This is a genomic window from Halomonas sp. BN3-1 (genome assembly GCF_003056325.1).
In the GTDB taxonomy this organism is placed as follows: domain Bacteria; phylum Pseudomonadota; class Gammaproteobacteria; order Pseudomonadales; family Halomonadaceae; genus Halomonas; species Halomonas litopenaei.
Genome location: NZ_PYVV01000014.1, coordinates 127,494 through 152,945, shown reverse-complemented (window position 1 = coordinate 152,945; position 25,452 = coordinate 127,494). Strand labels below are relative to the sequence as shown.

Below are 25,452 nucleotides of genomic sequence, written 5' to 3'. Positions count from 1 at the left end.
CGACAGCCGCCTTATCCGGGCGGCTGTCGCGTTTGTGTAACGGCAATCTTGAAGGAGGGTGTCCGGCCCTCTCGCCCCCGGACAAGCATCGACCGGCGCGGATTTCTGCCTGACATCGGCGCAGGAAGGACGTGGTGCAATGGCCTTTCGAAGCAGGTGCCCGACAGGCAGGCATAAAAAAAGGCGGCCCGTAGGCCGCCCGCTCCAAGCGTTTCCTTGGGCGGCTCCCTCCGCCCTACTCCCTGAGCGCCCTCCGTGCCCAGAAGCGACTTCCTGTCGCACCAGGCGCGCTCTTGACTCCTGAACGCATCCCGAAAACACCTACCTGAACCGAAGAGTGGCAAGTCCGGCCCATCCGGGTGTCAACCACCGAGGACATCCATGCCCCTTCACTGCCGACGTCGACTCCACCTCCTTGCGGAAACGATGCCGAAACAATGAAGTTTCCGTGGGACAGACGGGCGACTTGCCGCCGCGAAGCCTGACCTCTCGATTCGTGTGGCCATTCTGTCAGTTTCTGGGGTCATCACAAGCACCCTGCTTTTCTCACCCATGACGCAGACCGAGAGGGCCTGTCGGAAAAAGCATTGAAAAATCAAGGCGATAAAAAAGGCCCGCAACACGGTTGCGAGCCTTTTCGACGCCAAAATAGTCAATGTCTTACAAGAACTGTAGTCAATCTCTTACAAGACGCGTCGACACTAGCACCATCGGTGCCTTGCCAAGGGCCTACGCCTGCCCCTTGATGGCGGAGCGGCCCGGATAGCTCGCACGCTCACCCAGCTCCTGCTCGATGACCAGCAGACGGTTGTACTTGGCCACACGATCGCTGCGGCACAGAGAGCCGGTCTTGATCTGACCGGCACAGGTGCCCACGGCCAGGTCGGCGATGGTGGTGTCCTCGGTCTCACCGCTGCGGTGGGAGATGACCGCCGTGAAGCCGGCGTCCTGAGCCATGCGAATGGCATCGAGGGTCTCGGACAGGGAGCCGATCTGATTGAACTTGATCAGGATGGAGTTGCCGATGGACTCGTCGATGCCGCGCTTGAGAATGCGGGTGTTGGTCACGAACAGGTCGTCACCCACCAGCTGCACGCGATCGCCGAGCTTGGCGGTCAGCGACTTCCAGCCGTCCCAGTCGGACTCGTCCAGACCATCCTCGATGGACACGATCGGGTACTCGTCGCTGAGGCCCACCAGGTAGTCACCGAAGCCCTCGGCGTCGAAGCTCTTGTCCTCGCCGGCCAGCAGGTACTGCCCGTCCTTGTAGAACTCGCTGGCGGCACAGTCCAGCGCCAGGGTGACGTCCTTGCCCAGCGCGTAACCCGCATCCTCGACGGCCTGCTTGATGACCGCCAGCGCCTCGGCGTTGGAGGCCAGGTTGGGGGCGAAGCCGCCCTCATCACCGACGGCGGTGGCCAGACCACGCGCCGACAGCACCTTCTTCAGCGCATGGAAGATCTCGGCACCGACGCGAAGCCCTTCGCGGAAGCTCGGCGCGCCGACCGGCTGGACCATGAACTCCTGGATGTCGACGTTGTTGTCGGCGTGCTCGCCACCATTGAGGATGTTCATCATCGGCACCGGCATCAGGTACTTGCCCGGCTGGCCGTAGAGCTCGGCGATGTGCGCGTAGAGCGGCACGCCCTTGGCGTTGGCGGCGGCCTTGGCCGCGGCCAGGGAGACCGCCAGGATGGCATTGGCGCCCAGGTTTTCCTTGTTGTCGGTGCCGTCGAGCTCGAGCATGGCATCATCCAGCCCGCGCTGATCGCGTGCGTCCATACCCAGCAGACGCTCACGGATCTTGCCGTTGGCCGCGTCCACCGCCTTCAGCACGCCCTTGCCGAGGTAGCGGCTCTTGTCACCATCACGCAGCTCCAGCGCCTCGCGAGAGCCGGTGGAGGCGCCGCTCGGTGCGCAGGCGACACCGATCGCGCCGCTTTCCAGGCGGACTTCCGCCTGCACGGTGGGGTTGCCGCGAGAGTCCAGCACCTCGAGGGCACGAATATCGACGATCTTGGTCATCTTGAGGATCCTTGTGGGTGAAAAACTCGTGTCAGCGTTGTCGATCCGCCCGGGTGACACCATAGGCCCCAGGGCCAGAACACACGATCCAACGGAGGTAGCGTCAGCGTATCTCGATCGACGGTAGTTTTTTTACTACGTCATCCAGCGCCTTGATCTGCGACAGGAAAGGCTCGAGCTTATCAAGCGGGAGTGCACAGGGGCCGTCGCATTTTGCTGAATCGGGATCGGGGTGGGCTTCCAGGAACAACCCGGCGATGCCTACTGCCACCCCGGCCCTGGCCAGGTCCAGCACCTGGGCGCGGCGGCCATCGGCACTGTCACTGCGCCCGCCCGGGCGCTGCAGCGAGTGGGTCACGTCGAACAGCAGCGGGAAGCCGGTGTCCTTCATCTCGCCGAAGCCGAGCATGTCCACCACCAGGTTGTTGTAGCCGAAGCTCGAGCCGCGCTCGCACAGCAGCAGCCGCTCGTTGCCGGCTTCCTGGAACTTGGTGATGATGTGGCGCATCTCGTGGGGGGCCAGGAACTGCGGTTTCTTGATGTTGACCACCGCACCGGTCTCGGCCATCGCTACCACCAGGTCGGTCTGGCGAGCCAGAAACGCCGGCAGCTGGATGACATCGGCCACCTCGGCCGCCGGCGCCGCCTGGTGCGGTTCGTGGACATCGGTGATCACCGGCACCCCGAAGCGCGACTTGACCTCATCGAGGATCGCGAGCCCCTTGTCCAGGCCAGGGCCCCGGTAAGAATGCACCGAGCTGCGGTTGGCCTTGTCGAAGCTGGCCTTGAACACATAGGGGATGTCGAGCTTGCCGGTCACCTCGACGTAGGCCTCGGCGACCTCGAGGGCCAGCTCACGAGATTCGAGCACGTTCATCCCTGCAAACAGCACCAGAGGCAATGAATTGCCGGCCCTCAGGCCGGCAAATTCGATGGTACGCTGGGCGTCTGACATGGCGATCACTCCTGGTGCGCGGACTGGGCGCGGGTGCGCTTGGCCTTGTGACCCAGGGCCGCGTTGACGAAGCCGGTGAACAGCGGATGGCCATCACGCGGCGTCGAGGTGAACTCCGGGTGGAACTGACAGGCCACGTACCAAGGGTGGTCCGGCAGCTCGACCATTTCCACCAGAGAGTTGTCGACGCTGCGTCCGGAGACCACCAGGCCTGCCTTTTCCAGGTCCTCGATGAACTGGTTGTTGACCTCGAAGCGATGACGATGACGCTCGACGATGATGTCGTCACCGTAGGCCTCGCGAGCCTTGGACCCCTTGGCCAGACGGCACTCCTGGCCACCCAGACGCATGGTGCCGCCCAGATCGGAGGCCTCGTCACGCACCTCGATCTTGCCCTCGGGGTTGAGCCATTCGGTGATCAGGCCCACCACCGGGTGCTGGGTGTCGTGGGTGAACTCGGTGGAGTCGGCATCGTTCCAGCCGGCCACATGGCGCGCGTACTCGATCACCGCCACCTGCATGCCCAGGCAGATGCCCAGGTAGGGAATGTCGTTCTCGCGGGCGAAACGCGCGGTGGCAATCTTGCCTTCCACACCGCGCTCACCGAAGCCACCGGGCACCAGGATGGCGTCCTTGCCGGCCAACCGGTCGGTGCCGTGACGCTCGATGTCCTCGGAGTCGATGTAGTCGATGTTGACCTTCACGCGGGTCTGGATGCCGGCGTGGATCAGCGCCTCGTTCAGCGACTTGTAGGCGTCCAAGAGCTCCATGTACTTGCCGACCATGGCGATGTTCACCGACTTGAGCGGGTTGAGCTTGGCGTCGAGCACCTTGACCCACTCGCTGAGGTCGGCCTCGTCGGCCTCGAGGCGCAGCTTGTCGCAGACGATGTCATCGAGCCCATGCTCGTGCAGCATCAGCGGAATCCGATAGATGGTATCGGCGTCCTGCAGCGGTACCACCGCGCGTTCTTCCACGTTGGTGAACAGCGCGATCTTGCGACGCTCGGTCTCTTCCAGCTCGACCTCGCTACGGCAGATCAGGATGTCCGGCTGGATACCGATGGAGCGCAGCTCCTTGACCGAGTGCTGAGTCGGCTTGGTCTTGGTCTCGCCGGCGGTCTGGATGTAGGGCACCAGCGTCAGGTGCATGAAGATGGCGTTGCTGGCGCCCGTCTCGCTGCGAATCTGACGGATGGATTCGAGGAACGGCAGCGACTCGATGTCACCCACGGTGCCACCGATCTCCACCAGTGCCACGTCGAAGCCCTCGCCACCTTCGTAGACACGACGCTTGATCTCGTCGGTGATGTGCGGGATGACCTGTACCGTGCCGCCCAGGTAGTCGCCACGACGCTCCTTGCGCAGCACGTGCTCGTAGACCCGGCCAGTGGTGAAGTTGTTGGACTGGGTCATCTTGGTGCGGATGAAGCGCTCATAGTGGCCCAGGTCCAGGTCGGTCTCGGCGCCATCCTCGGTGACGAACACCTCGCCGTGCTGGAAGGGACTCATGGTGCCCGGATCCACGTTGATGTACGGGTCGAGCTTGAGCATGGTGACCTTGAGGCCGCGAGCCTCGAGAATCGCCGCCAGCGAGGCCGACGCAATGCCCTTGCCAAGAGAGGACACAACGCCGCCGGTCACGAAGATATATCGTGTCATGGAGAACCTGTCGAAACGTGATCGGTAGGCCCGGCAGGAAGCCGCGCCAGGATGGGACGACAGACTAGCAGATATCGACTAACGGCTCAATTTGCACAACAGGAAGTCATCCTGGAGAAACCGCCCCGCCCCTCCGCCATGGTTCTCACAACGGGGGACGGGGCTCGGCAGAGCCTCAGATGTCGAGGTAGTCGAGGATGCCCTCACCGGCCTGGCGACCTTCATAGACCGCAGTCACCACCAGATCGGAGCCGCGCACCATGTCGCCACCGGCAAAGATCTTCTCGTTGGTGGTCTGGAAGGCGAAGCTGCCATGCTCAGGCGCCTTGACCCGGCCACGCTCGTCGACCTCGATGCCCACCGACTCGAACCAGGGCGCCGGGCTCGGCTGGAAGCCGAAGGCGATGACCACGGCGTCGGCGGGGATGATCTCCTCGGAGCCCGGCACCACCTCGGGACGGCGACGGCCGTTCTCGTCGGCTTCGCCCAGGCGGGTACGCACCACCTTGACGCCTTCGACCCGCTCTTCACCGACCACCGCCACCGGCTGACGATTGAACAGGAAGTCCACGCCTTCCTCGCGGGCATTGGCCACCTCACGCCGGGAGCCCGGCATGTTCTCTTCGTCACGGCGGTAGGCGCAGGTCACCTCACGGGCGCCCTGGCGAATGGCGGTACGGTTGCAGTCCATGGCGGTATCGCCACCACCCAGCACCACCACACGCTGACCTTCCAGCGAGACGAAGTCCTCGGGATTCTTCTCGAAGCCCAGGCGGTGGTTGACGTTGGCGATCAGGTAGTCGAGCGCCTTGTGCACCCCGGGCAGGTCCTCGCCGGGGAAGCCACCTTCCATATAGGTATAGGTGCCCATGCCGAGGAACACGGCGTCGTACTTCGCCAACAGATCCTCGAAGGCGACGTCCTTGCCCACCTCGACGTTGAGGCGGAACTCCACGCCCATCTCCTCGAACACCGCACGACGACGTTCCATTACCGTCTTCTCGAGCTTGAATTCGGGGATGCCGAAGGTCAGAAGGCCGCCGATCTCGGCGTACTTGTCGAAGACCACCGGCTTGACGCCGTTGCGCACCAGGATGTCGGCGCAGCCGAGGCCAGCGGGGCCCGCGCCGATGATCGCGACCTTCCTGTCGGTCCAGGTCACCTGGCTCATGTCCGGGCGCCAGCCCATGGCGAAGGCGGTGTCGGTGATGTACTTCTCCACCGAACCAATGGTCACCGCGCCGAAGCCGTCATTGAGGGTGCAGTCACCCTCGCACAGGCGGTCCTGGGGGCACACCCGGCCACACACTTCGGGCAGCGAGTTGGTGCGATGCGACATCTCCGCCGCCTCGAGGATGTTGCCTTCGCTGACCAGCTGCAGCCAGTTGGGAATGTAGTTGTGGACCGGACACTTCCACTCGCAGTAGGGATTACCGCAGTGCAGGCAGCGATGCGCCTGGCTGGCCGCCTCCATGGGCTTGAACGGCTCGTAGATCTCGGCGAACTGGCGGGCGCGGGTGCGCGCCGCCTTCTTCTGCGGATCCTGACGACCGACGTCGATGAACTGAAAGTCGTTGTTCAAACGGTTTGCCATGATGTTCTCCTGCCTTGTTCGGGACGCCGTCGGGTTATTCGGGCTGACGCGTGGACTGGGCCAAGAGGCCATTCAGGCTCGCCGCCTTGGGCTTCACCAGCCAGAAGTGGCGGATAAAGTCGCTGAAGTCCTCGAGGATCGCCTGACCGCGCAATGATCCGGTCTCGGCCACATACTCCTCGATGGTTTCCCTGAGGTGTCTCCGATAGGCCTCCATGGCCTCGGTGTTGACCCGATGGATCTCCACCAGTTCGTGGTTGTAACGGTCGACGAAGCAGCGATCCTCGTCGAGCACGTAGGCGAAGCCGCCGGTCATGCCCGCACCGAAGTTGACGCCGGTCTCGCCGAGCACGCAGACGATGCCGCCGGTCATGTACTCGCAGCAGTGATCGCCCGAGCCTTCGATGACCGCGTGGGCGCCGGAGTTGCGCACGCCGAAGCGCTCGCCGGCGGTACCCGCGGCAAACAGCTTGCCGCCGGTGGCGCCGTACAGGCAGGTGTTGCCGATGATCGCCGTCTTGTGGCTCTCGAACTGACTGCTCTTCGGCGGGGTGATGACGATCTTGCCGCCATTCATGCCCTTGCCGACGTAGTCGTTGGCGTCACCTTCCAGGTACAGATTGAGACCACGGGCGTTCCACACCCCGAAGCTCTGACCGGCGACACCGGTGAAGCGCGCGGTCACCGGCGCGTCGTCAAGACCCGCCTCGCCGTAACGCTTGGCGATGGCACCGGAAGTCAGCGCACCCACCGAACGATCACAGTTGGTGATGGTGAAGGACACGTCGGCCCCGCCCTTGGACTCGATGGCGTCCTTTAGCGCCTCCAGCACCTCGAGGTTCTTGGCACCCGGGTCATGCGGCACGTTACGGCTGACCTGGCAATACTGAGGGGCATCTGCCGGCACATGGTCGTTGGCCAGCAAAGGCGTCAGGTCAAGCTTGTGCTGCGAAGGCGTCAGCCCCTCGAACACCTCGAGCAGGTCGGTGCGCCCGATCAGGTCGGTGAGCTTGCGCACACCCACCAGCGCCATCAGCTCGCGCACTTCCTCGGCGATGAAGCGGAAGTAGTGCTTGACCATGTCGACGGTGCCACGGAAGTGCTCGTCGCGCAGGTACTGCATCTGGGTGGCGACACCGGTGGCGCAGTTGTTGAGGTGGCAGATGCGCAGGTACTTGCAGCCCAGCGCCACCATCGGTGCGGTACCGAAGCCGAAGCTCTCGGCGCCAAGAATCGCCGCCTTGATCACGTCCAGGCCGGTCTTCAGGCCGCCGTCGGTCTGCAGCCGGATCTTGTCGCGCAGGCCGTTGATGCGCAGCGCCTGATGCACCTCCGGCAGGCCCAGCTCCCAGGGTGAACCGGCGTGCTTGATCGAGGTCAGCGGGCTCGCCGCGGTGCCGCCGTCGTAGCCGGACACCGTGATCAGGTCAGCGTAGGCCTTGGCCACGCCGGTGGCGATGGTGCCGATGCCGGGCTCGGAGACCAGCTTGACCGATACCTGGGCGTCGGGATTGACCTGTTTGAGGTCAAAGATCAGCTGGGCCAGATCCTCGATGGAGTAGATGTCGTGGTGCGGCGGCGGCGAGATCAGGGTCACCCCCGGCACCGAATAACGCAGCCGGGCGATCAACTCGTTGACCTTGCCACCGGGAAGCTGGCCACCCTCGCCGGGCTTGGCGCCCTGGGCCACCTTGATCTGCAGCACCTCGGCGTTGACCAGGTAGGCCGGGGTGACACCGAAGCGCCCGGAGGCGATCTGCTTGATCTTGGAGCTTCTGATGGTGCCGTAACGCGACGGATCCTCACCACCCTCACCGGAGTTGGAGCGCCCACCGGCCTCGTTCATGGCCTGGGCCAGGGCCTCGTGAGCCTCCGGCGACAGCGCACCCAGCGACATGCCGGCGCTGTCGAAGCGTGGCAGCAGGTCCTCGACCGGTTCGACTTCCTCGAGCGGCAACGCCTCGGCGGCGGGCTTCAGCTTCAGCAGGTCACGGATGGTGGCGGGCGCGCGATCATTGACCAGCTGCGCAAACTTCTTCCACTTGGCGTAGTCGCCCTCCTGCACCGCCTCCTGCAACGCCTTGACCACATCGGGGTTGTAGGCGTGGTACTCGTGACCATGGACGTACTTCATCAGGCCGCCCTGGGAGATGCCCTTGCGCGGCTTCCAGGCGTCCTTTGCCAGCGCCACCTGAGTCAGCTGGATCTCGTTGAAGCCGGTGCCCTCGATGCGCGAGGCCATGCCGGTGAAGCAAAGATCCATCACCTCGGAGGACAGACCCACCGCCTCGAACAGCTGCGAACCACGGTAGGAGGCCAGGGTCGAGATGCCCATCTTGGAGAGGATCTTGAACAGCCCCTTCTGCAGGCCCTTGCGGTAGTTCTCGCGGGCGTCCGCCGGATTGCCTGACAGCTCACCGGTGCGATGCATGTCGGCCATCACCTGGTAGGCCAGCCACGGATAGACCGCGGTGGCGCCCACTCCGAACAGCACCGCCATCTGGTGGGCGTCACGGGCGTAGCCGGTCTCGACGATCAGGTTGACCCGCGGGCGCAGGGCCTTGCGACCGAGTTCGTTGTGGATCGCGCCCACCGCCAGCGCCGGATGGATCGGCACCTGCCCCTGGGGCAGGTCGGCATCGGACAGCACCAGGATCACCTTGTTCTCGTGAACCGCCGCCTCGGCCTCGCGACACAGTTCGAGCAGCGCCGCCTTGAGCCCTGTCTGCTCCGGGTCATAGCCCAGCGACAGACGCTGGCTGGCAAAGGCCGGGTCGTCCTGGCCTACCAGAGCGGTGAACTTGCGCGGCGACAGGATCGGGGTCGTCAGCACGATACGGTGGGCATGCTCCGGGGTCGCCTTGAACACGTTGCGCTCGGCACCGATGCAGGTCTCCAGCGACATCACGATGGCTTCGCGCAGCGGATCGATGGCCGGGTTGGTGACCTGGGCGAACTTCTGACGGAAGTAGTCCGACAGCATCCGGTGCTTGCCGGAGAGCACCGCCATGGGGGTGTCGTCACCCATGGAGCCCACCGCTTCCTGGCCGCTCTCGCCCAGCGGACGCAGCACCTGGTCACGCTCCTCGAAGCTGACCTGGAACATCTTCTGCTGCACCTGAAGGGTGTCGGAGTCCATGTTCTTGAAGGCGGCGAGCTCGGTCAGCGCGGACTCCAGGAACTGAGCCTCCTGCTTGAGCCAGCGCTTGTAGGGATAGGCCGACTTCAGCCGCTCGTCGATGTCGCTGGTGTGCAGCACTTCGCCGGTCGCGGTGTCCACGGCGAGGACCTGACCGGGGCCGACACGGCCCTTGGCCACCACGTCCTCGGGCTTGTAGTCGTAGGTACCGATCTCGGAAGCCAGGGTGATGAAGCCGTTGCGGGTGATCACCCAGCGCGCCGGGCGCAGGCCGTTGCGGTCGAGCATGCACAGGGCCTGACGGCCATCGGTCATGACCACACCGGCGGGTCCATCCCAGGGCTCCACGTGCATGGAATTGTACTCATAGAAGGCACGCAGATCGCCGTCCATGATCTCCACGTTCTGCCAGGCCGGCGGCACCATCATGCGCACCGCCCGATGCAGCTCCATGCCGCCGGTCAGCAGCACCTCGAGCATGTTGTCCATGCTCGAGGAGTCGGAACCGGTGGTATTGACGATCTGGTCGAGGCTGGCGATGTCGGGCAGCCGCTCGGAGACGAAGTTCTCCTTGCGCGAGTTGGCCCAGCCACGGTTGGCCTCGATGGTGTTGATCTCGCCGTTGTGGGCCAGCAGACGGAACGGCTGAGCCAGCGGCCAGCGCGGCGCGGTGTTGGTGGAGAAACGCTGGTGGAACACGCAGATGGCGGTTTCCAGGCGCTCGTCACCCAGGTCCTGATAGAAAGCCGGCAGGTCCACCGGCATCACCAGTCCCTTGTAGGAGACGACGTCGCTGGACAGCGAGCTGACGTAGAAGTCCGGCTCGTCGATCAGCGCCTGCTCGGCCAGTCGGCGGGCCATGAACAGCGAGACGTCAAAGGCTTCCTCGGCGTCACCGGGCTCGACGAACAGTTGACGGATACGCGGCAGGCACTCCAGCGCCATCGGGCCGCACACGCTGGGGTCCACCGGCACCTCGCGCCAGCCGAGCACCTTGACACCACGCTCTGTCAGGCTCGCCTCGAGCACCTGGCGGGCGCGCTCCTCACGCTGGTCGTCGTCGGGCAGGAAGATCACGCCCACGGCATAGCTGTCGCCCAGTTCGATACCCAGGCTTTCCTTGGCGGCGTGGCGCATGAAGCCGTCGGGCATCTTCAACAGCAGGCCACAGCCGTCACCGGTCTTGCCGTCGGCAGCGATACCGCCACGGTGGGTCATGCAGGTCAGGGATTCGATGGCAGTACTGAGCAGTTCATGGCTAGCCTGCCCTTCCATGTGGGCGATCAGGCCAAACCCGCAGTTGTCACGGAACTCGCCGGGCTGGTGAAGACCTCTGTTCATGGGCGCGCCTCAGGTGAAAGGGTTGTAGTCACAGCATAATCGCGATATTATTATCGGTTTTTCTTTTGATTTTAAGCCCTTAAGGGCTTTCGCTAACTGCACGAAAAATGGGTACCCAGCATAGCCAGCCCCCCGCCCTCGCGCAATCTCCCCGCCGCGCACGCCCGATAAAAAAACACCGTAAATCTGATGCTTGCACCAAGGCTTCGAAAAAAAACCTTATCAGGTCAACGACTTGGAAGCCGTTTCCAGCAAGTCTTGCTGTACGCCTTTCGCCACTAGACTTTAGTCGCAAAAACTGTCGACACCCCATGCCGATCAGGCATACGACATACAGATCCACGCATGAGCGGCGCCTATTCCCCCTATCCCGAAGCCGTCGACAGCACCTCGTAGCGCACTCCGTAAAGCCGTGCTCAGGCGATACCAGCGCCTGCCTCTTGCCACGCCAAAGCCACCCGTGCCGAAGCCAACCTTGCCGCTCGGCATGCCCCAGACACGACAACGCCCGCGCAAGGCGGGCGTCGCAGTCGATACGCTGGAGACTGACATCATCAGGCCCGCGGGTAGGCCTCGATGCATTCGCCGAGCAGCGCCGGCGGGGTCTGATCGTAGACGCAGGCCTCGCCGAGCGCGCGCATCAGCACCAGGCGCATGCGGTCATCGGTATTTTTCTTGTCGAGCTTCATGCGCGACACGAAATCCTCAACCGTCATCTCCCTGGGCGCCGCCACCGGCAGACCCGCCCGCTCGATCACTCGACGGGTGCGCGTCACATCGGCCTGCTCGATAAAGCCCTGACGCATCGACAGGTCCGCCGCCATCAGCATGCCCACACCCACCGCCTCGCCGTGCAGCCAGGTACCGTAGCCCATGTAGGCCTCGATGGCGTGCCCGAAGGTGTGCCCCAGATTCAAAAGCGCCCGCACGTCCTGCTCGGTCTCGTCGAGGGCGACGATCTCGGCCTTGATCGCGCAACTACGTTCGATGGCCTTGGCGAGCACAACATCGTCGAGGTCACGCAGCGCAGCCATCTCATCTTCCAGCCAGCCGAGAAAGTCACTGTCATGGATCAGTCCGTACTTGATCACCTCGGCAAGACCCGCGGACAGCTCCCGCTCGGGCAGGGTCGAGAGCGTGGCGGTATCGATCAGCACTGCGCGGGGCTGCCAGAAGGCGCCAATCATGTTCTTGCCCAGCGGATGATTGACCCCGGTCTTGCCCCCTACCGAAGAATCCACCTGGGACAACAGAGTGGTGGGCACCTGAATAAAGGAGATGCCGCGCTGATAGGACGCCGCGGCGAAGCCGACCATATCGCCGATCACCCCGCCGCCCAGCGCTACCAGCGTGGCCTTGCGGTTGAAACCGGCCTCCAGCAGGGCGTCCCAGATGCGCGAGACGCCATCGACATTCTTGTGGGCTTCACCATCCGGCAGCACCAGGGTCTCGATCCTGAGGCGGTCGTCGGCCGCTGCCAGCGCCGAGGTCAGCCGCTCGAGATAGTGCGCGGCAACGGTGTCGTTGGTCACCACCATCACCTGGCGACCGCTGAGATAGGAGGCCAGACGCTCACCGTCATCGACCAGCCCCGGTCCGATATGGATGGGGTAGCTGCGATCGCCCAGGGCGACGGTCAGGGTCAAGGGATTCACGGACGTGGGTGTGCTCATGATGAGGCCTTGCAGGTGAGAGGGTCGAGGAGGCGATGGACGCGACGAACGATATCGTTGACCACCGAGCGCGGCCCGCGGCGGTCGGTGCGGATCACCAGGTCCGCGGTGGCGCGATACAGCGGGTCACGCAGGGCGAACATGTCGCGCAGCAGTTGCTCGCGATCACCGCGCTGCAGAAGCGGCCGGTTGCGATCCTTGGCGGTGCGCTTCAACTGCTGCTCCACGGTAGTGAACAGATAGATGACGGTACCGCCCTCGCGGATACGCTGGCGATTTTCCTCGCGCAGCACCGCGCCGCCGCCAGTGGCGATCACTACCTTGTCGTAGTCCACCAGCTCGCTGATCATGGCGCTTTCCCTGTCACGAAAGCCGCTCTCGCCCTCGACATCGAATATCCAGGGGATATCCGCGCCACAGCGTGACTGAATCTCGTGGTCACTGTCGTAGAACGGACGTGACAATTCGGCCGCCAGCAGGCGGCCGATGGTGCTCTTTCCCGCCCCCATGGGGCCTATCAGAATCAGGTTGGGTACTTCCTGCATCAGTGAGTCGCCAGGCCGTCGTCGAGTATCCGGGGAGTGATGAATACCAACAACTCTACCTTATCGTTGACGTCCTCGGTATAGCGAAACAGCTTTCCCAGCCAGGGGATATCGCCAAGCCAGGGCGTCTTGTACAGCGTATGCAGCTGCTGGGTGGTGAGAATCCCCCCCAGCACCACGGTCTCGCCGTCCTCGACCAGCACCTGGGTCTGGATCTCGTTGGTATCGATGGCCGGCTCGCCGTCGAAGCTCTGCTCGGCCAGGGTGTCGTTGTTGATGGTCAGATCCATGACGATGCGGTCATCGCTGGTAATCTGCGGGGTGACCTCCAGCGCCAGCACCGCCTCCTTGAACTCCACGTTGGTGGCACCGCTGGAGGTGGACTCCTGGTAGGGGATCTCCTTGCCCTGCTTGATCAGGGCGGTGTGCTGATTGGCGGTAATCACCCGCGGCTCGGAGATGGTCTGGCTCTTGCCCTCGCTCTCCAGCGCATGCAACTCCAGATCCAGCAGCACATCCCCGGCCAGATAGCCGAACTTGAAAGAGCTTCCCGGATCCAGGGCATCGCCCAGATCCACCCCCAGGCCACCGTAGGCATCCCCTCGATTGCCGAAGACCCCATCACCGATCTGTACCGATTCACCCAGCGCCCCGGACAGGGCACCGTCGCCGCTCCCCACAGGCAACTTGTCGTGGCGGCTGCGCGCGCCCCAGTTGACGCCAATCTCCTCGGCGGTGTTGTCTCGGGCCACCACGATGCGCGCCGAAATCTGCACCTGGCGTACCGGCACATCCAGGCGCGCCAGGGTCCAGCGAATCTCGTCAAGCTGACTGGCCACGTCCTGGACCAGCAGGGTATTGGTGCGCGGATCGGTGGCCACGCGCCCGCGATCGGACAACAGCCCGAAACCGTTCTCGCCACGCAGCAAGGCGGCGAGCTCCGCCGCCTTGGCATAGCGCACTTCGATGTGTTCGGTCACCAGGGGCTCAAGCTCGTCCAGCCGCGAGGCCGCCTCGAGCTTGAGGCGATCACGCTCGGCCAGTTCCGAGGCCGGCGCCACCAGCAGGATGTCGCCCTGCCGACGACTATCGAGCCCCTGGCTCTCCAGCACCATGTCCAGCGCCTGGTCCCAGGGCACCGCTTCCAGGTTCAGGGTCACCCGCCCAGCGACGCTATCACTGGCGACGATATTGAGGCCGGTGAAGTCACTCAACACCGACAGCACCGAGCGCACCTCGACATCCTGAAAGTTCAGAGTGATCGGCGCGCCCTGATAGCCCTCGCCCTGCGCCCAGCCCGGCGACACCAGCAGCACACCGACCACCAGCCCCACCAGCCACCGCGCGATCGCCTGCCCAGGCGAAAACGCCGATTCGCCTGTCCGACATGAACCGATATCAGGTCGCCTGCTCACTCGCCTACCCTCATGACACGCTCCTTCCAGCGATAGTCCTTGCCTGCAACCGCCTCCAGCCTGACGGCCTCAGCGCTGATCGCCGCGACCCTGGCGGGCGGATTGGCCAGCATCTCCCCTTGCGCCACCCGATAGAGATGACCATCGGGCGCCTCGAACAGCGCCCAATGCCGCTGCCCTCGACCCAGCACTCCCACCAGTTCAAGTTCGTCCAGGGAAAAGGCAGCAAGACCGCTGCCTTGCCCAAACCGCTGACCGCCGAAGCCCTGGCCCTCGAAGCGAAAGGGGCTTCTCGCGTTGGCGTAGCGATACTGAAGCACCGGCAGGCTCACCACCTCGGGCAACGCTACCGGCCGCCGATCGAGCTCCGGCGCCAGCGCCTCGGCCAGACGCCGATCCAGGGCGTCGAGGTCCGCCTGCTGGCAACCCGTCAGGGCCACACCCAACAAGGCGCCCATCAGCACGCCCACCAGCCGGCGCCGCCTCATGAATCCTCCACCAGCGCATCGGCGGCATCCGGCGTCGAATCCGCGACGCGCGCGCCGTCACCAATACTGTAGGTCTGCGCCAGCGCGTGCAGCTCAAGCCCTCCCTCGACCGGCGACAGGCTGAAATCGTGCAACGTCACCAGTCGGGGCAGGTTGGCCAGATCAGCCACGAAACCACCGATGGCGTGGTAGTCGCCCCGCACCCGCAGATCAAAAGGCCGCTCGACATACAGCTCCAGGGGACGCGCCGGCCTCAGTTCGAGCTCCTCCAGCGATAGCCCGCGACGCTTGGCCACCTGGCCGATGCCTTCCAACAGCGATGGGATGGCGGCGCCATCCGGCAACATGCGCCGCCGCTCGCTGACACGCTGATCGAGATCCACCAACAGCCGCTTGAGGCGATCAAGCTCCGCCAACTCGCGTGCGCGACCTTCGAAGTCGGCGACCACCTCTCGCTCCTGACGCTGCAGCTCCACCAGACGCTGTGACAGGGGATGCAGATAGCCCACCACCATGGCCACCAGGGCGAGCACGAAAGCCAGGATCGCCACCAGGGTCCGCAGCGACATCGGCCAGCGCCCGGCCTCACTCAGCTCCAGCCGACGCCAGTCCAGCGCCTTGAGCCGGCGCCACTCATCGAGCCAGCGCTCACGCCAGCTGACGTCACCGCCCTGCTCTGAATTCATGGCAAGGGCTCCAGCGCCGGCAATGCCGCGAGGGTCATCTCCAGCGCAAAATGCTGATAGCCCTGCTCGGCCCCCACCCGCGACAACAGCGGTTCGGCAAAGACCTGCGCTCGCTCGAGGGAGCGCAGCTGCTCGACCAGCCTGGCGCTGTCCACGGCCTCGCCCTCGAGCATCAATCTGTCGCCGATGCGCTCGACACGCTGATAGCGGACCCCCTGCGCCAGGGTGGCTGCCAGGGCGTTGACCACCGCAAGCGTCTGGCGCCGCTCGTCCTGCAGCCGCTCGAGCAACGCCTGTTCCTGATCCAGCAATGAGAGCTGGCGTTCGAGATCTACCATCTCGGCGGACTTTTCTTCCAGACGCTCGACGGCAGCGGCGACATGTCGCTGGCGGGCCTCCATCTGCCTCAACCCCCACTGCAGCCAGAGCGTCGCCATCAACGCGAGCCCGACACCCGCCAACGCCGACAGCGCCACCGCCAGCCAGAAGCGTCGCGTGCGCCTGGCGCGAGCGGCCTCGCGCCAGTCAAGCAGATTGACCTGGACCTCGTTGATCGTCACATCTTTCATGGTCGTCCTCGCATGGCCAGGCCGCAGGCGGTCAGCAGGGCCGGCGCTTCGCCGCGTAGTGCCGCCGCGTCCAGCGATGGCTTGAGCGCCATCCCCTCCAGCGGGTCCACCTGGCTGACCGGCAGGCCGAGGGCCTGGCTCAGACGATCGGCAAGCCCCGCGACCAGGCTGCCACCTCCCGTCAACAGCAGTCGCTCGAGCGGGCGCACATGGTCCGACACCTGATACAGCTGCAACGATCGCTGGATGTGCTCCACCAGGGTCTCGACGAAGGGCCCCAGCACCGTCTGCGAATAGTCGTCCGGCAAACCGCCCCGTTTCTTGCCGAAGCCGGCCTCATCCATGCCGATACCGTAGTGACGCTGGATCGCTTCGGTGAGCTGCATGCCGCCGAACAGGCTGTCATGGCTGTAGACGATGCGCCCGGCCACCACCACGTGCAGCGTGTTGAGGTAGGCGCCCACGTCCACCAGGGCCAGGGCGCCGTCCCCCAGTCGGCGACGACGGCAAAGGCCAGCGATGGCCCGCTCGATGGCGAAGCTCTCGACATCCACCGCCGCAGGCATGAGCCCGCTGGCCTCCAGCGCCTGGGTCAATTGCTCGACGTCCTGGCGACGACAGGCCACCAGCAGTACCTCCTGCCACTGCGGATCGTCGGAGCAGCGCCCCAGGCGATAGAAGTCAAAGGCCACCTCACGGAACGGAAACGGTATGTGCTTGTCTGACTCCCATTCGATACGGGCCTCGATCTCTTCATCATCGAGCGCTGCCGGATAGCGCAGTACCCGGGTTATCGCCGCGCGGGATGGCACCGCCACGGCGGCCTCTCGACTCCCTGGAGAGGCCAGCTCGACCACCCGCGACAGCACCTCGATGACCTCGCCCATATCACGTATGCGGCGCTCCACCACGGCCCCTTGACGCAGCGGTCTGACCGCGTAGCCGGCCACGCGGTGGCCGGCGTCGTCCTCCACCAGCTCGATCAACTTGACCGAGGCGGAGGTGATATCGACACCGACCAGACCCTTGTCCTTCGAGGAAAACCACATGAGCCCATCACACTGCCACCATGGCACCGCGCCCGATGCACGACGCTGTGGCGCCAGCCTAGCCAAAACCGAGCCGGGCCTTACTGATCCATGACGGCACTTTGTGCAACAAGACGGGCAATTCGTCACAATGGTGGTGACAGGCCCTCCCAGTTCCTATAATGGCCGACGCAAAGGACTGCCTTACCCCATCTCTTCGCCCCGCCGTTTTTCGTTCTCAGCATGGACACCGCGATTTCATGAAGTATCTCAGAACGCTCATTTTCTCCGCCGTGTGGCTGGTGATATCGCTTGGCGCCGCCGCGGCCCTGGGCGTCGTCGGTGCCGCCCTCTACTTCGCTCCTGGGCTTCCCGATGTCCGTCAACTGCAGGACTTCGAGCTGCAGACGCCACTGCGCATCTACACCCGCGACGGTCAGCTGATCGGCGAATTCGGCGAGGAACGCCGCATGCCGGTCGACTTCGAGGACATTCCCGAGCCAATGCTCCAGGCACTGATGGCAGCAGAGGATTCGGCGTTCTTCGAACACCCCGGCGTCGACCCCAAGGGCCTGGCCCGGGCCGCAGTGGAACTGGTGTCCAGCGGTGGCGATATCCAGTCGGGCGGTTCGACCATCACCATGCAGGTGGCGCGCAACTATCTGCTGACGCTGGACCGCACCTTTACCCGCAAGCTGCGTGAGATCCTGCTGTCGCTGCAGATGGAACAGATCCTGAGCAAACAGGAAATCATGGAGCTCTATGTCAACAAGATCTTCCTGGGGCACCGTGCCTACGGCATCGCCGCCGCCGCCGAGGTCTACTACGACAAGCCGCTCGATGAGCTGACGCTGGCCCAGCACGCGATGATCGCAGGCCTGCCCAAGGCGCCTTCGGCCTTCAACCCCCTGGCCAACGCCGAGCGCGCGCTGATTCGCCGCAACTGGATCCTGTTTCGCATGCGCGAGCTGGGCTACATCGACCAGAGCGCCTACGACGAGGCGGTGCAGGCACCGATCACCGCCAGTCGCCACGTGGCCAAGGCCGAGGTTCAGGCCGACTATGTCGCCGAGATGGCCCGTCAGTTCGCCACCGATCGCTTCGGAGACGAGGCCTACACCGGCAGCTATCGCATCACCACCACCATCGACAGTGAGCTTCAGCCCATGGCTCGCCAGGCGCTGGCCAATGGCCTGATCGCCTACGACACACGCCATGGCTGGCGCGGGCCTGAGGACACCGAGATTCCCCAGAGTCTGGCCGAAGCCCAGGAAAAGACCGAGCGCACCGGCCTGGAGGAAGAGCTGTCCGAGTCCCCCGAGGTCATGGAAACGGCCCGTCGCGCGGCCGAACGCAGCCAGACCAGCGTCGAGGGCGTCGACGGCGACGTCAGCAACTGGCTGCAGGTACTGGAGCGCACCCCGACCTACGGCCCGCTGGAACCCGCCATCGTGGTGAAGAGCGAAGGTCGCGAGATGCAGGTTCTGGCCCATGAGGGCGAGCTGATCACCCTGGCCTGGGACGGGCTGGACTGGGCCGCGCCCTACAAGAGTGCCCGCTATCGCGGCGCCTCACCGTCCTCGGCCTCAGAGATCGCCAGCCGGGGTGACCTGGTACGCATCCTCCAGCGCGAGGACGGCAGCTGGCGCCTGTCCCAGCAACCGGGAGCCGAGGGCTCACTGGTAGTGATGGACCCGCAGACCGGCGCGATCCTCGCACTCCAGGCCGGCTTCGACTTCGACGCCAGCAAGTTCAACCGCGCGATTCAGGCCCGTCGCCAGGCCGGCTCCATCTTCAAGCCGTTCATCTACCTGGCGGGCCTGAACAGTGGCGAGGTGACCCCCGCCACCGTCATCAACGACGCCCCGGTGGTGCTCAACGACGGCAGCAACGAACTGTGGCGCCCGTCCAACTCCAGCGGTGACTTCCTCGGCCCGACCCGACTGCGGGTCGGCCTTGCCCGCTCGCGCAACCTGGTCACCATTCGCCTTCTGCAGAACATCGGGCTGAGTCGCACCATCGACTTCCTGGTGGACTTCGGCTTCTCCCGTGATCGTCTACCCAACGGCCTGTCGCTGGCACTGGGCAGCGCCAGCCTGACCCCGCTGGAAATGACCAACGCCTACGCGGTGCTGGCCAACGGCGGCTTCCGGGTGTCGCCCTGGTTCATCGAGAAGATCACCCAAGGCGAGCAGCAGACCCTGGTGGAAGAGGCAAGCCCCCGCGTGGCCTGCCGCGAATGCAGCGAAGGCCAGACCACCACAGAGATCGACGGCAAGACCTACGAGGTGGCGCCCAGGGTCGCCAACGAGCGTGCCGTCTACCTGCTGCGCGACATGCTGCGCGACGTGGTCGAGCGCGGCACCGCCCGCCGCGCCCTGGCACTCGAGCGCACCGACATCGTCGGCAAGACCGGCACCACCAACGACCAGCGTGATGCCTGGTTTGCCGGCTTCAACGGCGACTACGCTACTACCGTGTGGGTGGGCAAGGACGACAACACCCCCACCGCCGAGTACGGCGCCCAGGCCGCCTTGCCGATCTGGGTCGACTTCATGGGCCAGGCGCTGGCCGGCAAGCCGGAGAACATCCCCGAACAGCCGCCCGGCATCATCACCGCCAGGGTCGACGCCAACAGCGGTCGCCTGCTGCGCGACGGCCAGGGTGGCGGCGTCGAGGAACTGTTCGACGAAGACCACATGCCCACCGTACAGCCCCGTCGTGTCGAAAGCGCCGTCGAGCGCCACAGCGGCTCCCAGGGTACCGGCGCCTACGAAGCCATCTTCTAAGGCCATTACCCCTCCTTCCCGTCGGGAAGGAGGGGCCCCTTGTCACTTCGCGCTACCCAGCACGCCTTGAACCTTCCTAGAGACCACCTTATGGTGATTTCCCGTTTTCATTTGCCCGCGACGGCACTATGCATTTTCGGGCTTTTTGTGCCGATAAAAGCCTCCCTGGCAGATACCTTCTACGCCCCGACTCCCGTCCATGACGACTCGCCGGACTTTCTCGGCCATGTCGAGTTCGGCTACACCCATCTGTCGGGCAACTCCAACAGCGAGACCTTTCTCGGCAAGGCCCAGCTCACCTGGCTGCAGGGCGCCTGGCTGTCACGCCTGCGCGGCGAGGCCCGCCACGCCAGCGAGGACAGCGAGACCAGTGCGGAGCAGTATCTGGTGTCCTTTCGCCAACGCCGGGAACTGGTCGGCCCGCACTATCTGTTCGGCTTCGGCCGCTGGGAGAAGGATCGCTTCAGCGGCTACGACCACCAGTTCACCGCCATTACCGGCTACGGCCGCCAGCTGATCGACGACGATCGCGCCCACCTGGCGCTGGAGGCAGGCCCCGGCTATCGCGCCGACATCCTGCCCGGCGAGAACGACCAGCGTCTGGCGGTGGCATACGGCGCCCTGGAGGCCGGCTATGCGCTGAGCGATAGCGCCACCCTCGAACAGGAACTGTCGCTGGAGACCACCCGCAAGAACTCGACGGTGCGCTCCTATACCGCCCTGGATACCCGCATCAACGCCCATATGTCGCTGCGCCTGTCCCACGAGATCAAGCACAACTCGGATCCCCCCGAGGACGCCGAGGCCAAGACCGACCGCATCACCTCGGCCTCGCTACGCTACGAGTTCTAGCGACCAAGAACCGACCGGCTCCTCGGCCTCGCTACGCTACGAGTTCTCAAGCAGCTCCCACCCCTTGAGGACGCCGAGGCCAGGACCGATCGGATTACGGCCACCAGACGCGACAAGGCCCTCCACTGGAGGGCCTTGTCGTTGCTGTCGAGACGTCTGGATCTATCGGCGTCTGGATCTAGCGGCGCCTGGATCTATCGGCGCCTGGCTCAGCCGCCGTAGACGTCGTCGATGGTCTTGAGCGGATAGTGCGACGGGTAGGGCTTTCTGGCCACGCCGGAGTCCACCGCCGCCTGGGCCACCGCCGAGGTCACCCGCTCCAGCAGACGCACGTCCACCGGGGTCGGAATGATGTACTCACGGCCGAAGCTCATGGCGTCCTTCTCGTAGGCTTCCAGCACCGCCTGGGGCACCGGCTCCCGCGCCAGGTCCTTGAGCGCGTGGACGGCGGCAACCTTCATCTCTTCGTTGATGCGGGTGGCGCGCACGTCCAGGGCACCGCGGAAGATAAAGGGAAAACCGAGCACGTTGTTGACCTGGTTCGGATAGTCCGAACGTCCGGTGGCCATGATCACGTCCGGGCGGGTCTCCCGCGCCAGGTCGGGATGGATCTCCGGATCCGGATTGGTGCAGGCGAAGACGATCGGGTCCTTGGCCATCTTGCGAATATGATCGGCGGTCATCAGACCAGGGCCGGACAGACCGATGAACACATCGGCGCCATCGATGGCGTCAGCCAGGGTGCGCTTGTCGGTGTCCACCGCAAACATCGCCTTGTACTGGTTGAGGTCCTCACGACCTGTATGGATAACGCCCTTGCGATCGAGCATCACCAGGTTCTCGGGGCGAGCACCACAGGCCACCAGCAGCTTCATGCAGGCGATCGCCGCGGCGCCGGCGCCCATGCACACGATACGCGCCTGATCGAGGGACTTGCCGGCAATTTCCAGCGCATTGAGCATACCCGCCGCCGTGACGATGGCGGTGCCATGCTGATCATCGTGAAACACCGGGATCTTGCAGCGCTCGACCAGCGCCTGCTCGATCTCGAAACACTCCGGTGCCTTGATGTCCTCGAGGTTGATGCCGCCCCAGCTGTCGGCGATCCGCGCCACGGTATCGATGAATGCCTGGGGACTCTCGGCGTCGACCTCGATATCCACAGAGTTGATGCCGGCGAAGCACTTGAACAGCACACCCTTGCCTTCCATCACCGGCTTGCTCGCCAGCGGCCCCAGGTTACCGAGGCCAAGGATGGCGGTGCCGTCGGAGATCACCGCCACGGTGTTGCCCTTGCCGGTATAGCGATAGGCGTTTTCCGGGTCCCGCGCGATCTCTCGCACCGGCTCCGCCACGCCGGGACTGTAGGCCAGCGCCAGGTCCTTGGCCGTGGCGGTCGGCTTGGTCAGTTCGACCGACAGCTTTCCGGGAATGGGGAGGGCGTGATAGTCCAGCGCAGCCTGCTTCTTTGCGTCCGTCATGCTTGGTGTCCGGATGTCCTTGTGGAACGGTGGCAACACAATATAGAAAAATATTCCATTTCTCAACATGATTGAGAAAAGCGTCAGTTATACGCCCGTTTCAGGATTTTCGCTGACAATGTCGACAACTTTTGCTGCATTGCACCAACCCTTGTCATGAAGAAAGATGCAAGGAAGGTGAGCGCAGAGATGGGCCAAGGGTGACGCTGGAAGCTCACCGCTCGGGCAAGCGTGAGTTCGCCCATTGACAACGATGAGGCCCGACCATCGCCTCCCTTTGCTGCTTGAAGCCTAGTCGCCCGCCGCGCGTTGCGCATTGATGCAACGCAATAACGGGAACGCTCACGCGGTCGCGGGCCCTGCCCTTTGCCCCCTGTCCTTTCCCCACGTTCCTCTGCGCAACCCCAGACGCAACGAACCCGCCATGAAGGCGGGTTCGAAGGGGACATTGCCCGAGCATCGTCGACCAGCGTTTCTCGCTGGCGCGTTCAGCTCCGTACGATCAACGCTTGAGCGCGGCACCGAAACGCTTGTTGAAGCGCTCGACGCGACCACCGGTGGTGGCCTGCTTCTGCTTGCCGGTGTAGAACGGGTGGCACTGAGAGCAGACGTCCAGGCTCAGGTCGTGGCCAGCGGTGGAACCGACCTCGAAGGTGGCGCCGCAGGAACAGGTCGCATTGACCGTCTTGTAATCCGGGTGGATACCTTGTTTCATCGTGAACCTCACTTTTCGGTATGCCGCCACCTGATCCATTGCCAGGCACCGCATACGGGTAATGGCACGGGCACTCGTTGGTGCGTCGTCAAGCCCCTGTGCCGGCCGGTGATCCGCTCCCATCAAGGAAGCGGCGGAGTATTCTAGCAGACTTCATTGTGGAGGCCAATTGGCTGACTCTCCTGCCCCGCGCGTGCTGCGGATCGCCATTCCATCCCCCCTTCGCCGCCTGTTCGACTACCTCCCCCAGGGGGCGCCCCCGCCAGGGGGCTGGTCGCCGGGACTGCGCGTGCGCGTCGAGTTCGGCCGCCGCCAGGTGGTGGGCGTCATCGTCGACTGTCGTGACGACAGCGACCTGCCGCTGGCCAAGCTGAAGCCGATCCAGGCCTGTCTGGACAAGGCGCCGCTGCCAGGCGATTGGCTGTGGTTATGTCGATTCACCTCGCGCTACTACCAGCACGCCCTCGGCGACACCCTGGCCCATGCCATGCCGGTGTTGCTGCGTCAGGGACGCCCGCTGGAGGCGCGGGTACGCGAACGCTGGCAGGTCGCTTTGAACGGCGATCCTGCCCGCCTGGGCCGAGCTCCGCGCCAGGCCGAACTGCTGGAGATGCTGCGCCAGCATCCCCAGGGCCTCACCACCCAGGTGATCCAGGCGCAATCCTTCACCCGCGACCAGCTCAAGGCGCTGGAAGCCAAGGGGCTGGTGAGCTGCCACGAGGAAACCCTCACCGGCCCCACCCCCGACGACAGCCAGGGCCTGCTGGCGAGCCCGGCGCTGGCCCTGAACGACGAGCAGGCCAAGGCGCTGAACCAGCTCCACCAGGGGCTCGATCGCTTTCACCCTTGCCTGCTGCACGGGGTGACCGGCAGCGGCAAGACCGAGGTCTACCTGCAGTTGATCGAGGCGGTGGTGGCCAAGAAGCGCCAGGCGCTGGTGCTGATTCCCGAAATCGGCCTGACTCCGCAGACCCTGGGGCGCTTTCGCCAGCGCTTCCGGGTCCCGGTGGTGGCACTGCACTCGGGGCTGACCGACCACGAGCGCCTGGACGCCTGGGAGGCGGCGGCCAGCGGGAGGGCGCCGATTGTCATCGGCACCCGCTCGGCCATCTTCACCCCGCTGGCTCGCCCAGGCCTGATCATCGTCGACGAAGAGCACGATGGTTCGTTCAAGCAGCAGGACGGGCTACGCTACCACGCCCGCGACCTGGCGGTGGTGCGCGCCAAGCGCCATGGCATTCCGCTGCTGCTGGGGAGCGCCACGCCGTCGCTGGAGAGCCTGCACCGCGCGCGCACCGGTGACTACGCTCACCTGCGGCTGACCCGGCGGGCCACTCGCCACGCTCCCGCTCGACTGGAGCTGGTCGACCTCAAGGGGCGCCCTCGACGCGGCGGTCTGATTCCGCCGGTCATCGACGCCATCAAGGCAACGCTGGATGCCGGCCACCAGGTGCTGGTGTTCATCAATCGCCGCGGTTTCGCCCCCACCCTGGCCTGTCACGCCTGCGGCTGGATGGCCGAGTGCGACCACTGTGACGCACGCATGACCTGGCACCGCCAGCCGCCGATGCTGGCCTGCCACCACTGCGACCGCCGCCGGGTCATTCCCGACGCCTGCCCGGACTGCGGCAGCGCCGACCTGCGTCCGCTGGGTAGCGGCACCGAGCGTACGGAGGAGAGCCTGGCCGAAACCTTTGCCGAGACCCCGGTCCACCGCATCGACCGCGATAGCACCCGGGCCAAGGACGCGCTCGAGAAGATGCTCACCGAGGTCCGGCGTGGCGAACCAGCGATCCTGGTCGGGACCCAGATGCTGGCCAAGGGCCACCATCTGCCCCACGTCACCCTGGTCGTGGTGGTCAACGCCGACGCCGGCCTCTACGCCAGCGACTTTCGCGCGCTGGAGCACTCGGCCCAGTTGCTCGAGCAGGTGGCCGGGCGCGCCGGCCGCGCCGCCCACCCTGGCCGAGTGCTGGTGCAGACCATGCACCCGGACGACCCCAGCCTTCGTCTATTGGCCGAGCGCGGCTACGACGCCCTGGCCGAGTCGCTGCTGGAAGAACGCCGCATCGCCGCCCTGCCGCCACTGCGCTTCATGGCCCTGGTCCGCCTGGAAGGCCCGCGGGAAGACGCCCTGACGGCACTCGCCCGGGAGATCGCCGGCGAATTGCGCGAGCAGGTACGTAGCCTGGCTCTGGATCTCGACTGCCTCGGCCCGGTACCTGCCCCCATGGAGCGCCGTCAGAACCGCTACCACCTGCAGATCGCGCTGATGGCGGAGCGACGCAGTCAGCTGCACCCCGCGCTCGAATGGCTGGCCCACCGTCTGGAAGCCTGGCCCGAGGCGCGGCGTATCCGCTGGTCCATTGACGTCGATCCGCAGACCCTGAGCTGAGGTCCGATACGCTGAGCTTTGCCGCCCCGGCCTTTAAAGGCCAGGCGCAATCATCGATAATACGCGGTCTGCCCGCCGACAGGTGCTCCCGCCAGGATTCG

17 protein-coding genes are annotated in these 25,452 nt (G+C 64.9%); 3 read left to right on the top strand and 14 right to left on the bottom strand.

What is annotated here, in order from left to right; genetic code table 11:
• Window positions 1–729: 729 nt before the first annotated feature.
• From eno to pilM, 12 genes are all read right to left on the bottom strand, one after another.
• Window positions 730–2,025, bottom strand: coding sequence for a phosphopyruvate hydratase (eno, locus tag C9F12_RS18210; RefSeq protein WP_108132316.1), 1,296 nt, complete (start codon window positions 2,023–2,025; stop codon window positions 730–732).
• Between the two features lie 103 nt (window positions 2,026–2,128).
• Entirely contained in the window at window positions 2,129–2,980 is an 852-nt protein-coding gene (gene kdsA / locus C9F12_RS18205; protein WP_108449773.1) for a 3-deoxy-8-phosphooctulonate synthase, read from the bottom strand.
• A 5-nt stretch (window positions 2,981–2,985) separates the two neighbouring features.
• The gene (locus C9F12_RS18200; protein ID WP_108449772.1) at window positions 2,986–4,641 is read right to left on the bottom strand and encodes a CTP synthase; all 1,656 of its coding nucleotides are present in this window, start codon (window positions 4,639–4,641) and stop codon (window positions 2,986–2,988) included.
• 175 nt (window positions 4,642–4,816) lie between these two features.
• A complete protein-coding gene (locus C9F12_RS18195) occupies window positions 4,817–6,235 on the bottom strand; it encodes an FAD-dependent oxidoreductase (protein WP_045991136.1) in 1,419 nt (472 codons plus the stop codon).
• Window positions 6,236–6,269: 34 nt separating this feature from the next.
• Window positions 6,270–10,715, bottom strand: coding sequence for a glutamate synthase large subunit (gene gltB, locus C9F12_RS18190; protein WP_108449771.1), 4,446 nt, complete (start codon window positions 10,713–10,715; stop codon window positions 6,270–6,272).
• Between the two features lie 554 nt (window positions 10,716–11,269).
• Window positions 11,270–12,388 (bottom strand): 3-dehydroquinate synthase, encoded by a 1,119-nt coding sequence (aroB, locus tag C9F12_RS18185; protein WP_108449770.1) that lies wholly within the window; start codon window positions 12,386–12,388, stop codon window positions 11,270–11,272.
• Window positions 12,385–12,933, bottom strand: a complete 549-nt coding sequence (aroK, locus tag C9F12_RS18180) for a shikimate kinase AroK (RefSeq protein WP_045991139.1) — start codon at window positions 12,931–12,933, stop codon at window positions 12,385–12,387. The genes aroB and aroK overlap by 4 nt, the downstream gene beginning before the upstream one ends.
• Entirely contained in the window at window positions 12,933–14,348 is a 1,416-nt protein-coding gene (gene pilQ / locus C9F12_RS18175) for a type IV pilus secretin PilQ (RefSeq protein WP_345840324.1), read from the bottom strand. Before pilQ ends, aroK begins: the two co-directional genes overlap by 1 nt.
• A complete protein-coding gene (locus tag C9F12_RS18170; protein WP_108132312.1) occupies window positions 14,345–14,836 on the bottom strand; it encodes a pilus assembly protein PilP in 492 nt (163 codons plus the stop codon). The genes pilQ and C9F12_RS18170 overlap by 4 nt, the downstream gene beginning before the upstream one ends.
• Window positions 14,833–15,522, bottom strand: a complete 690-nt coding sequence (gene pilO, locus C9F12_RS18165) for a type 4a pilus biogenesis protein PilO (RefSeq protein WP_108449768.1) — start codon at window positions 15,520–15,522, stop codon at window positions 14,833–14,835. Before pilO ends, C9F12_RS18170 begins: the two co-directional genes overlap by 4 nt.
• The gene (locus C9F12_RS18160) at window positions 15,519–16,091 is read right to left on the bottom strand and encodes a PilN domain-containing protein (protein WP_108449767.1); all 573 of its coding nucleotides are present in this window, start codon (window positions 16,089–16,091) and stop codon (window positions 15,519–15,521) included. Before C9F12_RS18160 ends, pilO begins: the two co-directional genes overlap by 4 nt.
• Window positions 16,088–17,140: a type IV pilus assembly protein PilM gene (pilM, locus tag C9F12_RS18155; RefSeq protein ID WP_045991143.1), complete on the bottom strand. Its 1,053-nt coding sequence runs from the start codon at window positions 17,138–17,140 to the stop codon at window positions 16,088–16,090. The genes C9F12_RS18160 and pilM overlap by 4 nt, the downstream gene beginning before the upstream one ends.
• A gap of 239 nt (window positions 17,141–17,379) precedes the next feature.
• Here pilM and C9F12_RS18150 point away from each other — a divergent pair, with 239 nt between their 5' ends.
• Together C9F12_RS18150 and C9F12_RS18145 are read left to right on the top strand one after the other, a co-directional pair.
• Window positions 17,380–19,908, top strand: a complete 2,529-nt coding sequence (locus C9F12_RS18150; RefSeq protein WP_108449766.1) for a penicillin-binding protein 1A — start codon at window positions 17,380–17,382, stop codon at window positions 19,906–19,908.
• A gap of 147 nt (window positions 19,909–20,055) precedes the next feature.
• A complete protein-coding gene (locus C9F12_RS18145; RefSeq protein ID WP_240184292.1) occupies window positions 20,056–20,760 on the top strand; it encodes a DUF481 domain-containing protein in 705 nt (234 codons plus the stop codon).
• A 209-nt stretch (window positions 20,761–20,969) separates the two neighbouring features.
• Here the strand turns inward: C9F12_RS18145 and C9F12_RS18140 are convergent, their stop codons facing one another.
• Window positions 20,970–22,241, bottom strand: a complete 1,272-nt coding sequence (locus C9F12_RS18140; RefSeq protein WP_108449764.1) for a malic enzyme-like NAD(P)-binding protein — start codon at window positions 22,239–22,241, stop codon at window positions 20,970–20,972.
• Window positions 22,242–22,743: 502 nt separating this feature from the next.
• Window positions 22,744–22,956, bottom strand: coding sequence for a 50S ribosomal protein L31 (gene rpmE / locus C9F12_RS18135; protein ID WP_045991147.1), 213 nt, complete (start codon window positions 22,954–22,956; stop codon window positions 22,744–22,746).
• Window positions 22,957–23,125: 169 nt separating this feature from the next.
• Between rpmE and C9F12_RS18130 the strand changes: the two genes are divergently transcribed.
• The gene (locus C9F12_RS18130; RefSeq protein WP_108449763.1) at window positions 23,126–25,351 is read left to right on the top strand and encodes a primosomal protein N'; all 2,226 of its coding nucleotides are present in this window, start codon (window positions 23,126–23,128) and stop codon (window positions 25,349–25,351) included.
• Window positions 25,352–25,452: the final 101 nt, after the last annotated feature.